Origin of the sequence: Rhizobium sp. CG5 (assembly GCF_023701945.1) — a bacterium.
GTDB lineage: Bacteria > Pseudomonadota > Alphaproteobacteria > Rhizobiales > Rhizobiaceae > Allorhizobium.
The window spans coordinates 80,106-92,849 of sequence record NZ_JABAEF010000015.1 but is presented as its reverse complement, the minus strand read 5'-3'; the positions used below and the strand labels follow the sequence as shown (position 1 = coordinate 92,849).

The window sequence follows — 12,744 nt, the reverse complement described above, 5'->3', positions numbered from 1 at the left end:
ACAATGCGAGAAGAAATATCGAACAGACTTGCCTCCCTTTCCATCCGTGATCTGATGTTGGTTTTGGCCGTGCATCGGTGCGGAGGTTTTCGCGCGGCTGCCGAGGAGATGGGTATCAGCGCCTCAGGGCTATCGCATCAAGTGCGCAAAGCCGAGACAGTGTTGGGCACAACTGTATTCGAGCGCGGCGCCCGCAAGGTCACTCCGACTGACGCCGGTGGCGACATCCTTCGGCGTATCGGCATGCTCCTCCAGCAAGTTGCTGCGCTGGGTCATGAGACCAGCCGAAGGACGGGGGCATTCGGCGGGCGCCTCCGCGTCGGGATGATCTCGACAGTCGGCCCATTCCTCATTCCTCAAACGGTCGGGTTCGTTCACAAGCGCTATCCGCGTCTTGAACTCGCGTTCATGGAAGGGAAGCACGAAGGCCTCAGCCGGCGACTTAAAGAAGGCGAGATCGATCTCGTGATCACGGCGTGCCCTGTACTCGATGAGGCGTTCCAACAGGTCGAGCTTCTCAACGAGCCGTTTCACCTCCTCACCAGCGTGGACAATCCGGTCATCCAACGTGATCAGATCGAACCAGCTGATCTCGCCAAACTCGATCTATTGCCCTTGAGCGAAGACGACTTTCCCATGAGCACGGAGGATTCCACTCTACGGTTTGCCGACCGCTCGAATGGACCGATCTTGCGCTCTTACGGGCTTAGCATCGAAACCCGAATACGCCTCGTCAGGGAGCAGGGATACTCTTGCCTAGTTCCGTCCATCGCGTGTGGGCAATCCATCAACGGGACGCAATTTGCGTTGGCAGAAATTAAGGGAAAGCCCGTTCGTAGGCAAATCTTCGCTCTTTGGCGGCGTAGTTCGCCATATCCGGTAGATCTTGAGAGCTTTGCTAAGGAGCTTGCCATCCTTCTAAAGGAAGGCCAGCGATCCGTCAGGTCTTGAACCAATTCGAACCCATGTGAAGCCATCCAGTCACGCAATATTGAACTTAAACAACTTCACTATAAGCAAGTTGGTTCATCGAGCGACCAAAGGACGCTCGCCGGCGACCATTTGGCGAACGCCTTGTCCCGACGGTCAATGCAGAACAGTATTCAGGCGAAGCTTACAAATTTTGACTGCAGCTCTTCACACCCGATATGTTGGATCTTCGGTCAGGTCTGGATCAAAGGATCCCGACGCCATACACTTCATGTGCAGGGATAGGCAGCAGGCGGTAAGCCATTTCCGCCTTCAGCTCTTCATGGCGGGCGATCTCATCTGGCGTCTTGTCCTTCTTGGCGCCCAGCGTGACGAACTCCTCCTTCACATGTCCCGGCTTGATCACCGCTTCGGCGGTGCGGCCGCGATAGCTGAAGCGGAATACGTAAGGTCCGGGCGGATCGGTGATGATGTCCTTGCCGCCGATCGACTTGTCGACAGTCAGCTGTCCCTCGGTCAGCGCCCGGGTCACCATTTCCAGCGCGTCGCGGCCGCCAGGTCCGGAAAAGGCGGTCACGATCGTCACCTCGCGCCGTTCCAGCGGTGTGTCGGACAGCAGCGGAAACGCCGCCTGCATGGCTTTGAGCGCATGCGCGACGCCGCCGGGAAAACCGCCGCCGTGATAGGCGTTGATGCCGTCGAAGGTGAAGCTGATCGGGTGGCCGTTGTCGAGCACGGTAATGGCATTAGACATCTGCGAAGGCTTTCAGGTTGGGAACGAAGCGGTCGAGGAAAAGGGTCGTGGCCGGCATGAAGTGGGAGCCGTGGTGGAACATCGGATCGAGCGAGGAGAGGATCATCGTCCCGGGCGTCGAGACCCTGTCCTCGTAGAGGATCGCCCGGCCTTCGCCGTCACGGGCCAGCACCGTGGCCCCGTCCGGCGGGACGAACCAGCCGTGCAGGTGCCAGGTCGCCTGCCTGTCGCCGATGCCGGCCATCAGCGGATGGCGGGCCGCGGCCTTGGTCACGCGCACGCCGAGATCGGCGGACGGGTCGAGCCACCACCACCAGTTCGTCGGCGTGCCGGTGAACTCGACATGCGGCAACCAGAGGTCGGAGCGGCTCTCGCCGAGCGCCACCACAGTCCCGCCGGCCGCAAGATGGCGGGCAACCGCTTCCTTCTGGGCGATCATGCGTTGCGCCGGCGTGCGGCACGGAACCCACAGAATGTCGCTGGGACGCAGGATCCCGGCAAGCTGTTCGGGCGTGCAGATGACGTCGAAGATCGAAGTATAGCGCGGTCCTCCAAGACTGCGGATGTGGTAATAGGTCCCGGACGATGGCGCAACGATACGCCGTTCCTGCCGGCTCGACAGGCGCATGCCGCCATAGGCTTCGGATATGGCGAGCGGCAGATCAGCGGCCGGCGACGACGGCGCTGAGGGCCACGGGTCAAAGCACGGGCTGCCGAGCGTCCATTCGATGATGCGCCGCGTCAGTTCGCCTGAAAGGTTCCATTCTAGCCCCAGCGAGCCGAGATCATTGCCCGCATGTGAAAATATCCGCCCGCCCCTTGGTCGCACCCAGACCCAGTCGACCGGCACCTGCGCCGGACCCAGACCATTGACCGCCACAGCACCTTCGGGCAGCGGATTGCAGCCCCGGCCGTAAAAGCCCGCCACGCCCTTGTTTGTCTCAAGCTTTAAAAGGTCGATGCCGGAGAACAACGGATGGGGATTGACCGAGGACAAATCCAAATCGGTGCGTTTTGGCGCCTCGATCGGCCGGTACTGGGCCATGCCGGCGACCAGTGGCCGCACCATGTGGCCATTGAAGAACCAGCGGCCGCCGGCGTCGAGGAAGGCAGCGAGCGCCTCGCGCATCAGCACCATGGCGTTCTGGTCGAGCTGGTTGTCGGTGATCAGGCCCTTGTGAGCCAGAAGCATGTCGGCATTAAGCGCCGACTGCTCGATGATCGTCACAGTTCCCTTGGCCGCCGCCGCCTTCACCACCTCGGACGGGGCCTCATAGGTCGATTTCAGATAGATCGCACTCATGCGGCCTCTATTCCGGCGAAGGCCGGCAGGATCGCCCGGCGTGTCTCGCCCGTCGGTCCGGTCACCTCGACCCAGCGCATCGACACGCCGTAGAGTTCGGAGAGAAGTTCGGGCTGGATCATCTCGGCGACGGTGCCGTGCGTTTCACGGCCGCCGGGCATCATCAGCAACACATCATCGGCCGCCGCCAGCGCATGATTGGGGTCGTGGGTGGTGAACAGGATCGCCTTGTCGCGGCGAAGCCTGAGCGTGTTCAGGAGCTCCAGGGTGCGCGACTGGTTGCCGAGGTCGAGCGCCGATGTCGGCTCGTCGAAGACGAGAGCTGGTGATCCGGTGGCGATGGCGCGCGCGATCGGCACCATCTGCCTCTGGCCGCCGGACATGCGGTCGTAGCGAAACTCAGCCAGATGGCCGGCGCCGACCTCGTCCAGAGCCGCCTCGGCCGCCGCGCGATCGTCTCCCGAGGGCTGGCCGAACAGGCCGAGCCTGGCTGCGCGGCCCATGATCACCACGTCCAAGCCGGAGAGCTTGGCCTGGGAGGCGCCGTGCTGCGGCACGTAGCCTGCAATTTTCGGCGCGGTGCGGCGGCCTTTCGCCAGCGGCTGGAAGCCGAGCAGGGCGCGCAGCAGCGTGGTCTTGCCGCGGCCATTGGGGCCAAGCACCGCCATCGACCGACCGATCGGCACGGTGAAGCTGATACCGGAAAACAGCGTGCGCGTGCCGAAGGACACGGAAGCGTCGTCAAGCCCGATCATGTGCGATTGGTCTCCCTGAAGTGGCGACGCAGCAGGTAGGCGAAGACCGGGGCGCCGACCAGCGCGGTCAGGACGCCGAGCGGAATTTCAGCTGCCGTCAGTGTCCGCGCCATCGTGTCGATGAAGGTGAGATAGGCCGCGCCCAGAAGCGCCGAGGCCGGGATCAGTGCGCGATGGTCCTCGCCAACGAAAATGCGCGCGGCGTGCGGCACGACAAGGCCGATCCAGCCGACAATGCCGGCCACTGCCACCGAAGTCCCGGTCATCAGCGAAATCGCGATGAAGATGTACCAGCGCTCGCGGTCGGGATTGACGCCGAGCGACCGTGCTTCCTGCTCCTCTAGCGCCAAGAGGTTGAGCCGGTAACGCAACAGCCAGACGGAGAAGAGGCCGAGGCCCATGCCCGGCACGGCAAGCCACAGCCGCGACCAGGTGGCAGTCGAGAACGAGCCCATAAGCCAGTAGACGATGGCGGGCAGGGAGGTATTGGGATCGGCGACGAACTGTACGACGGATACCAGGGCAGCAAACAGCGCCCCGACGATCATACCCGCCAGAATCACCGTGATCACCTCGGTGCGGCCGTTGATGCGGGCGAGCAGGCCGACCAGCACCAGTGCCGACAGGCCGAGGGTAAAGGCCATGCCGAGCAGGACGACGCCGGAATAGCCGAACAGGATGGCAAGCGCCCCGCCAAAGGCCGCGCCCTGGCTGATGCCGAGCACTTGCGGCGAGACCAGCGGGTTGCGGAACACGCCTTGCAGCGCCGCCCCGCCGACGGCAAGGGCCGCACCCGACAGCGCCGCAAGCAATACGCGCGGCAGACGCACGAGCAGCACAATGCGCTCGTCCATCTGCGTCGGCGCGGCATTCGGGTTGAGGGCCGTCGCGAGCAGGATCTCGCCGATCCGCGCCACGTCGACGGAAAAGCGCCCCGCACCGATCGCAAACAGCATGGCCGCGATCAGCGCCAGCACCATGAGCCCAAACGCGCCGATGCGGAAGCCGATCAGGCTTCGGCGCTCGCGCTCAGTCGCCGCCATCGCCATCTTACTTCGCCCTGAACTGGGCGTAGTTGGTCGCCTCGCCCTGCATGCCGATCCACAGGATGCCGTCGATGTCCTCGTCGGTCAGATCGTAATCGTAAAGTGTCTTGTATGCCTTTTTCATCTCGCCGCGCAGGTCGTACTGGAAGATGTCGGGGTGCAGGAGATTGGCGAGCCACATCCAGGTCAGCGGGCTTTCCTGGTTCGGCGGATCCCAGCGATAGCCGCCAAGCGGCATCTTGTAGACGCGCTTTTCCTGGGCGGCCTTGGTCAGCGACAGGATCGGGTCGTTATAGATCCGCTCAAGGCCGAGCTTGGCCTCGAAGCTGTTCAAGAGAATGATGTCCGGGTTCCACTCGGCAATCTGCTCGGGGCTGATCGTCGTGCCCTGGCCCTGGACATCGGCCGAGGCGGAGGTTGCGCCGGCCAGATTGATGTAGAAGGCGTTGTAATTGCCCTTGTCGCCGGAGGCGGTCAGGCCTTCGAGCGCACGGCCGAGATAGAGGATTCTCGGCTTCTTCTCGGCCGGAATGTCCTTCGATTTGGCGGCCATTTCGGCGGCCACCTGGTCGCGCCAGCCGTTGATCATCTCCGCCCGCTCGGGCTTGCCCATCGCGGTCGCCACCATGGCCTGGTACTGTTTGGTCTTTTCTTCCGTGCCGTAGGAAATCAGAAGCGCGGTCAGGCCGGCATTGACGATCGGGTCGACCAAGTCCGGGCCGCGATCGGCCCATTGGATGACCAGTTCGGGATTGGTGGCCGCCAGTTCCTCGACGTTGGGAATGAAGTTCGGCGCGGTGATGTCGGACGGGATGTCCTTGGCCTCGGGAAAGATCTTGCCCAGCACGCCTTCAACGATGGCCGACTTGGCCGTCGGGTTCATGCCGACCAGTTTCGAGGTTCCGCCGTCCATCGCGATGATCGTCGAGGCCATCGGGATCGGGATAGAGGCGATCCGCTCGACGGGCTTTGCCAACGTGACGGTGCGGTTTTCATGATCGATGATGGTGATCGGATCGGCGATTGCGGCTAGAGGCTGAGTGAAAACCAATGCGACTGTGATCGCGAGCTCTCTCGGTCTGAAAAGCATGAAAAAACCCTCAAAATATTCAGTGACGCACATCAAATCGTAAATATGATTTATTTTGTCAAGATAAATGCGCCGCTCGTGGGCGGCCGAGGGGCCGGCGATTACGCAGGGATGTTTCACGTCACCACAGTCGCGTTGTTACTGTGTCCGGAGAGGAAGCTTCGCTTACGTGGTTGGGCTCGCCTTGAACGGATACGAACCTAAAACCCGTAGCCTCGGCATCACTGCATTGATGTATCAATATGCTTTTGTTGGACGAAACCGGTCTAGCGCCTTCTAAGCCTGGCTTCGATGAAGCCTGAGCAGTAGATACACTATTTTCGCGTCGGGCGCCCCACTCCATCAACGATTTGCTTACCCTCGGCAACTCGTTCGCCCGCGTCTGTGATCGCGACGATCACGTACTCCTCGACCTTGTCTGTGCGTACCAAGCCGGATCGCTCAAGGAAACTTATGACCGCCCGAATTTCTTCCGGGGCTCCGTACATGCCGCATTTGTCCAAGCACACGCCCAAGATACTGTCATTAGAGCGACCACATGCTTCACGGAGCATCAGCACCTGCAAAATCTGTAGAGCTTGATATTCAGACTTGGCTTTGCGAAAGACGCTTTCTTCGTTACCGGCCATTCAATTTTCCTTTCGAAGCGGAAGCTGGACCGTCCATATCTAGCTCTCTCGAGGACTGACGCTTCCAATGTCCTGCAGGTTCAAAATCTCCAATTCAAGGGCTGCATTGGAACGTGAATGGTATGGCCCACGTGTCCATGAGCAGCGATTGCGTTGCCGCGAGAATTTCCAGCTGCCCTTTGTCCTGCTGTCGGATAGCCTCCGATTTCGAGTAGCCAGGCTGGACCGCGGTCATCTCAAAACGATAGTCGAACTCGCTCCAGCGGTTATGCCATTGGATCAAGTCGATAATGCTGCCCTTCTCCAGCCGCGATAGACCGTATCTCTTCTGTATCGCGGTCTCGCGCTTTCTAAGTCGAGCGAACAACAGGTCGGGCCGCTCCCTCCACCGGATTGCTTTCTGCGTCTGACCGCAGACCTCGTAAAGATCGCTGACCCTCGCTGACGGGGTGGCATCGCTCGCGTACTTGCAGTGGAACATCGCCACCGTAATGACGTCGCCCTCCTTCTTGATGGCCACGACGTCCGCGGATTCACCGGACCCGTCATCATCGAAAACAACGTCAAAGCCACCGCTTTGCAGAAGTTCGTCGATTACACGCCGCTGGATGCTGGTCGCGTCCTTGTCCCTACCCTGCGACTCCTTCCTAATATCTACGCCCGCCCAGTCTCGGACCACCAGACGCTCCGGATCGAACGGCGGAGCGTGGTCATCAGGCAGCTTGAGCAATTCGGAGGCCAAAAGCATGTTTCCGTCGGCGAAGTAGATATGAGGCGGATCGTCTTTGAACCATGAGACCAGATCCGTGGTCTTTTTACCGATGCGGACACCGCTCGCGGCCGTAGGGATATAGTGCGCACCGGAACCGTCTATGGTCATCGTGACATCGACAAACCTGTCATCTCCGCCGACCCTCATAACGATCTCGGTGCCCGGAACCTGAGACAGGATGCGGATATCGCTATTGTAGAACGGAACCGAGACGTCTCCGAAAACCAAATCCACCCGGTCGTCATCGACATGAAGGACCGCCTCTGGCCAATTGATGGCAACGGCGTGCTTTTGAGGCATCGAAGTAAGTTTGGTGGGCTGAACCAGGCGGCGCAGGATACCGTCGGGTTGGATGGATGAATCTTGCAGCTTGGCGCCGATGGTCTTGCACCACTCCATCCAGCCTGCGAACCCGTGAACGGACTCGTAAGACCAGATCTTACCCTTCGTGGAACACCCGATCGTCGACTTGCCGCTCGCCGTGTAACCCTGGCCGAAAATGTTCGTCTTCATCCGGCCGCGATTGGCAGGATCGTCGGTTAGTTGGGGAGCTATGTCGCTGCCCATGAACTGGGAATACCGGATCGGCTTCCGGACGGCCTCCGAAAGACCGAGATGGCTGAGGATCAAGCGCTTGTAGCCGTCGAGCACCCTGAAAACATCGTCGCCGCGAATTCGCTTCGCGTCGGTCCCGGCAACCTTTTCAGCCAGCCGGGCGTGAAGGTCGCTCAGGTTCGAACTGCTGACGTAGAGAAGCTGACGCTCGTCGTCCCAATGGCACGCGTAAAGGTGATACGCGGTATTTACCGGTTGCCTCATCGACGTCCATTTGAGCTTCTCGTCGGTCTTCAACACCCAGATCGCAAGCCGCTCGGCGTAGTTGATCGACGGACCTTCAATTATGGAGCCGGGCCCATAGGCGTCGACGATCTTGTTCGGGTCCCATCGTTCGCAAGTGGTCTCGTATACGACCGCACCGAGGCGAGGTGTCACCTGATCCAGCGGAAAATCCGTCGGTGGTAGATCGAAACCCTCGAATACTTCCTGCCGCCGCTCTTCGCGGGCGGTGTTACGGGTTCCGAGGCCTTCGAGCAGGTGGTTCCAGTCGGCGTCTTCATTATAGAGTGCCTGAAGACTGTCCCGCATGCCGGCGGCCACGACGTTGGCGATCACCGTCGCGTCGCCTAGATCTTTCCTCGTTCTGGTAAACCGCCCGACAAACTGAACGGTTATTGCTTCGCTTTGATGCTTGTCATGCAGCGCCGCGATCTTGAGTTCAGGAAGGTCGAAGCCCTCGCCCAACATATCGACGCAGACGACAATCCTGCTTTCTCCGGACCTTAGCTTCCGGAGAGCCTCCATCTTCGCCTTCGACGAGAGGCTACTATAGACGATGACGGGATTGTACTCCGGCAGAAGCTGACAATAGCGACGATACAGCTTGACGGCGGTATCGATTATCCGGCAGCGCGCCATGGCTAGATGAACATGGCCCTCTGCCTCGTCTTGAACCAGCGCGGCTTTGACGGCCTGAATGATCCGCAGGTCGGCGTCGTCCCGATCAAGCCCATAGATCGGCTTAAAGTGTATTTTCTTGAAGTACTTTTCAGCAAATGCCTTGGCGAGCGGGTAGTTGTAGATGAATTTGCCGTCGACACGCCGCCCGTCGGTCCGGTACGGCGTGGCGGTGAACTGAAGGACGATGCGGTTCGCGAACTGCGCCCTGAATTCCCGCCACGTCTTGGCGGCGATATGGTGCGCTTCGTCAACGAAAAGGTGGCTGACAATCTCTGCCATCCTCAACTGGACTTCTCCGCTTGCCTTGGCGACCGCGTCCATCGTCGTGACGACGACGTTGACCCGCCTGAAGATGTCGTCGACCTCTCCGACTGACTTGGGAATTTCATCGAGGGTCGCAACGATGGGCAATTTCGCATCGACAGCGAGACAGCCGCTGTCCTTTAGAACCCCGAGGCTCAGGAATTTCTCCGAGATCTGCGTCCGCAAGGCATCGCTCGGCACGACGACAAGAAGCCGCTCGACCTCGGCGACGACCATAAGCGCCAGCATCGTTTCGGTCTTGCCCGTTCCCGTTGGCATGACAATCGTCGCGGGGGCAGAAGAAGCGGTCCAATGGCCTAGGGCGGCATGGAGCGCACCTATTTGCGGCTTCCTGAGTCCAGGCTGGAAAACGATGTCGCCGACGATGCGCTCTTCGGTAAAGGTGAACGCTCCTCGCCAAGATCGGCGGATTTCGTCGCACCTGCCTTCGAGGTCCACGATCGAGATGCTGGAAGCATCCACTGCGGCGGGCTTGAGCCACACGCCGGGGGTTGAATCTTTCCGGAATTCCGCGAGGCTCACCGCTGCCGTGTGGCGCAATATCTCGTCGCTGGGCAGATCCACGTCGGTCTTTCGGGGGATCACTGCCACTTCGCGCCGTCCATCGGGAGTGCGGAGAAACAGTCCCCGAACTCGCTTTTCAGTAAACTCGTTCGCAGAGGCGATCAGCTTGCGGCTGGGATGACCGAGCTTTCGGACAGAGGCACCGTGGATTTTTCCAGCGATCGCGAATTGCGGCGGAAGCGAAATTTCGAGATCTTCTTTGAAAAGCGTATCCACGTCGCCTCCAGGCAAACGAAATGCGGACTCTTTGCTGTACCCTCAATGGTATTGCAGCTCCTCATCCGCTGCAACGCCGGGAAGGTGAGCCGAACTATTGCAAGCCGCCTGTTCCACAAGAGAGTTCGAACGGAACGATTGCATTACTCACCCCAATCCCTGTGCAAAAGGCTGCTACCATCGGGCGAGGCTAGTTTGCTTGCACGACCAAAATACGTATCATGCGTGCCACGCGAGCAGTCATTGGATTCCGCGACGATGACATGGAAATCATATTATGGTCTCGCCTTCAGAAACTCCGACAGAACAGTTCAAGCTCTTTTTCTCTTCGCAGACGCCCTCCGACGCCCGATCGATCGAAAATAATACTATTCTGATCACCCCGTCTGGAGACAGTTTCGACGATTTCCGCTTTAAGACGCGGATCAATATTTTCGTTCGCCGGGACTCTGCTCGCCTGACAGCCAATTTTTCTGGCATGATCGGCTTTCTCCAAAGCTCGAATGACGAGCTGAATGGCGCTGATCTCATCAAGAGTGCAGCTCCAGACAAAGCGGTGGTCCCCGAGGACGATTTTCCGAAATTCTTTACGTTACTACCCGACCTCGATGCCTATCGCAGGCTCATTGCCGACGCAGACGTCGCTGGTGCTCGCGAGGTCCTTCTAAAAACCTGCGATCTCGTTGCTCTGGGAGAGTTTTCCGCAAACTCTCCGATTGTGCGCGACGCGCCGAACACTGCGGTTTTCCAGTATTCCTTGACGCGAACCGCCGAAGCTTTTTTTGCTTACAAAAATGCGGGACCGATCCTGCGAGGTCTTGGCCATGAAGAAATTGGTCGAATGTCGCCGACGATCGCCGTGTCTTTTAAACTGACGGCTTTTGAAAACAAGCACGAGCTTAGGTTCAACTTCGACCATTCTGGCTTCTTGCCAAAGCGTATGGCGATCATCATCGGAAAAAATGGTGTCGGAAAAAGTCAGGCGCTTAGCACGATCGCGAAGCAGGCGATAAAAGGCAGCGGCCTAGTTGATCCGAAAACAGGGGAACGGGCTCAGTTCAATCGAATGCTGGCGTTTGCCCCAACGAAAGAAGCACTCTCTATCTTCCCGGGCACCGCGCGACGCCGACAATATGTTCGCTATTCACGTTATGCCCTGGCACGATCCTCCCCGACCCGGAAAGCCGGCGGTCTGATCAGTGCGATCGTCAGCGTCGCCAGATCGAACCAGGCGATCAAGGATCGCACCCGATGGCAGATTTTCCTCAATGCACTCGAAGCGCTGGGGGATCCGAAGTCAATTTGGCTCTGGACGAATGACGGCTTCATTCCATTGAGCTCATTGAACCAGGGCGGCGAACAGGAAAAACTTCGACGGTTTGCGTCGCTGAACACACGGCGCGATCCGGTGCGTTTCTCCGATGGCCATGCGCTTCGCCTAAGTAGCGGCGAAATCTCGTTTCTGAAGTTTGCGGCCTATGTGAGCTTGGAGATCGACAATAGTTCCCTTCTACTCTTCGACGAGCCCGAGACCCATCTGCACCCGAACTTCATATCGCGCTTCGTTTCGATCCTGGATAGCCTGTTGGCCCAGACCGGGTCCGCAGCCATCATTGCCACGCACTCTGCTTATTTTCTTCGAGAGGTTTTCAGAGAGCAGATCTCGATCCTAAGGGCTGACGCCGACAGACGGATAGAAGTCCGGAGACCGCGCCTTGCGACATTTGGCGCAGACGTTGGGGAGATCTCCTACTTCGTTTTCGGAGAAGACGAACCTTCGTATCTTGCGCAAGAGGTAGAACGAAACATCCAGGCCTCGGGCATGACCTGGGATGAGGTGCTCGAAAAATATAGCAATGAGTTGTCCCTGGAATTCCTGAACGAACTTCGGGCAAAGATTTCCGGCTGATGCGCAAACTCCCTTTTCCGATTTTCGATGACATCGCAGGCGTCGACGCACTCGTCGACAACCACAGGCTTGGAAGTTATCCGGGCCTACAGGCATTCCGGCAAGCCCTGAAGGCCGGCTATGTGCAGTATGACAGCGTCTCGGGGAACGCACAGGCGGTCGTGCATGTCCCGATCCCGGATCCACTGGATAAATGGCTGCGCAAACACTACAAAGATTTGCCCACCAGCCACCGCCCTATCGATGACATCCGCGAGGACAATCTTGCACTACCATGTTCGATGTGTGGCTCCTTGCATGCTCACACGCTGGACCACGTTCTGCCAAAGGAAGATCATCCGGCATTTGCGGTCTTCTCCAAGAATCTGGTCCCGGCATGTGATTGCAACCTGAAGCGTGGCCAGAACTATAAGGGCAATGCCGTGGGAGCGCGCATCCTCCATCCATACTATGACGCGTGCATGGACGAACGTCTTTACGCAGCGAAGTTTTCCGGTATGGATGCAACCGTGATCGTAGACCTCGAAATCCTGGTCGCCCTTACCCACCCGGACAGGCCCGCGATCGAATACCACCTGGATAATGTGATAAAGCGGACCGGCGCGCTAAACTGGCTGAGAAACCAGTGGGTCAAGTTCGTGCGCGCGCCGCGAAAGATCGTCGGGTCCCTGGACTTCATTCCTGCGAACCAAGCTGAATTGATCGCGGCTATCTGCGAGCATCGAGCGGCGCGTGACTATGCTCAGGGTTCTCTCAACAACTGGGAGTCAATGTTCGCTCACGGCCTGCTCGATCCTGCAGTCATAGCCTGGCTGTTCCCGAGACTATCAGCAGCCGGTCGCGACGTCGGGGACCCGGTGATTGCCGTGACGATGTAGACAGCTGGAAACCCGCCCCTGAAGACCTAACGCCTAGCCCAAACGAGCGCTGAAAG

10 protein-coding genes are annotated in these 12,744 nt (G+C 59.1%); 3 read left to right on the top strand and 7 right to left on the bottom strand.

What is annotated here, in order from left to right; translation table 11 throughout:
- The first annotated feature begins 3 nt into the window (after positions 1 to 3).
- Positions 4 to 951 (top strand): LysR family transcriptional regulator, encoded by a 948-nt coding sequence (locus tag HGO38_RS22200; protein ID WP_070167286.1) that lies wholly within the window; start codon positions 4 to 6, stop codon positions 949 to 951.
- Between the two features lie 223 nt (positions 952 to 1,174).
- On the opposite strand, the gene HGO38_RS22195 is transcribed toward HGO38_RS22200, so the two are convergent.
- The 7 genes from HGO38_RS22195 to HGO38_RS22165 form a co-directional block, all read right to left on the bottom strand.
- A complete protein-coding gene (locus HGO38_RS22195) occupies positions 1,175 to 1,684 on the bottom strand; it encodes a hypothetical protein (RefSeq protein WP_070149862.1) in 510 nt (169 codons plus the stop codon).
- A complete protein-coding gene (locus HGO38_RS22190) occupies positions 1,677 to 2,987 on the bottom strand; it encodes a hypothetical protein (protein WP_156629846.1) in 1,311 nt (436 codons plus the stop codon). Before HGO38_RS22190 ends, HGO38_RS22195 begins: the two co-directional genes overlap by 8 nt.
- On the bottom strand, positions 2,984 to 3,742 hold the full coding sequence (locus HGO38_RS22185; protein ID WP_250958069.1) for an ABC transporter ATP-binding protein: 759 nt from the start codon (positions 3,740 to 3,742) through the stop codon (positions 2,984 to 2,986). Before HGO38_RS22185 ends, HGO38_RS22190 begins: the two co-directional genes overlap by 4 nt.
- A complete protein-coding gene (locus HGO38_RS22180; RefSeq protein WP_081344225.1) occupies positions 3,739 to 4,791 on the bottom strand; it encodes a FecCD family ABC transporter permease in 1,053 nt (350 codons plus the stop codon). The genes HGO38_RS22185 and HGO38_RS22180 overlap by 4 nt, the downstream gene beginning before the upstream one ends.
- Position 4,792: 1 nt before the next feature.
- Complete coding sequence (locus HGO38_RS22175) at positions 4,793 to 5,878, bottom strand: ABC transporter substrate-binding protein (RefSeq protein ID WP_070167313.1); 1,086 nt, start codon at positions 5,876 to 5,878, stop codon at positions 4,793 to 4,795.
- Between the two features lie 314 nt (positions 5,879 to 6,192).
- Positions 6,193 to 6,507, bottom strand: a complete 315-nt coding sequence (locus HGO38_RS22170; RefSeq protein WP_156629847.1) for a VpaChn25_0724 family phage protein — start codon at positions 6,505 to 6,507, stop codon at positions 6,193 to 6,195.
- Positions 6,508 to 6,601: 94 nt separating this feature from the next.
- A complete protein-coding gene (locus HGO38_RS22165; RefSeq protein WP_197434239.1) occupies positions 6,602 to 9,901 on the bottom strand; it encodes a DEAD/DEAH box helicase family protein in 3,300 nt (1,099 codons plus the stop codon).
- A gap of 277 nt (positions 9,902 to 10,178) precedes the next feature.
- Between HGO38_RS22165 and HGO38_RS22160 the strand changes: the two genes are divergently transcribed.
- Positions 10,179 to 11,810: an AAA family ATPase gene (locus tag HGO38_RS22160; protein WP_156629849.1), complete on the top strand. Its 1,632-nt coding sequence runs from the start codon at positions 10,179 to 10,181 to the stop codon at positions 11,808 to 11,810.
- Entirely contained in the window at positions 11,810 to 12,688 is an 879-nt protein-coding gene (locus HGO38_RS22155) for a hypothetical protein (RefSeq protein WP_156629850.1), read from the top strand. Before HGO38_RS22160 ends, HGO38_RS22155 begins: the two co-directional genes overlap by 1 nt.
- The last annotated feature ends 56 nt before the right edge of the window (positions 12,689 to 12,744 follow it).

Excerpts from the sequence above, each read along its gene's own strand:
- HGO38_RS22195 (WP_070149862.1), bottom strand. The coding sequence starts at position 1,684 with ATGTCTAATGCCATTACCGTGCTCGACAACGGCCACCCGATCAGCTTC.
- HGO38_RS22155 (WP_156629850.1), top strand. The coding sequence starts at position 11,810 with ATGCGCAAACTCCCTTTTCCGATTTTCGATGACATCGCAGGCGTCGAC.
- HGO38_RS22185 (WP_250958069.1), bottom strand. The coding sequence starts at position 3,742 with ATGATCGGGCTTGACGACGCTTCCGTGTCCTTCGGCACGCGCACGCTG.
- HGO38_RS22175 (WP_070167313.1), bottom strand. The coding sequence starts at position 5,878 with ATGCTTTTCAGACCGAGAGAGCTCGCGATCACAGTCGCATTGGTTTTC.
- HGO38_RS22200 (WP_070167286.1), top strand. The coding sequence starts at position 4 with ATGCGAGAAGAAATATCGAACAGACTTGCCTCCCTTTCCATCCGTGAT.
- HGO38_RS22190 (WP_156629846.1), bottom strand. The coding sequence starts at position 2,987 with ATGAGTGCGATCTATCTGAAATCGACCTATGAGGCCCCGTCCGAGGTG.
- HGO38_RS22160 (WP_156629849.1), top strand. The coding sequence starts at position 10,179 with ATGGTCTCGCCTTCAGAAACTCCGACAGAACAGTTCAAGCTCTTTTTC.
- HGO38_RS22170 (WP_156629847.1), bottom strand. The coding sequence starts at position 6,507 with ATGGCCGGTAACGAAGAAAGCGTCTTTCGCAAAGCCAAGTCTGAATAT.
- HGO38_RS22180 (WP_081344225.1), bottom strand. The coding sequence starts at position 4,791 with ATGGCGATGGCGGCGACTGAGCGCGAGCGCCGAAGCCTGATCGGCTTC.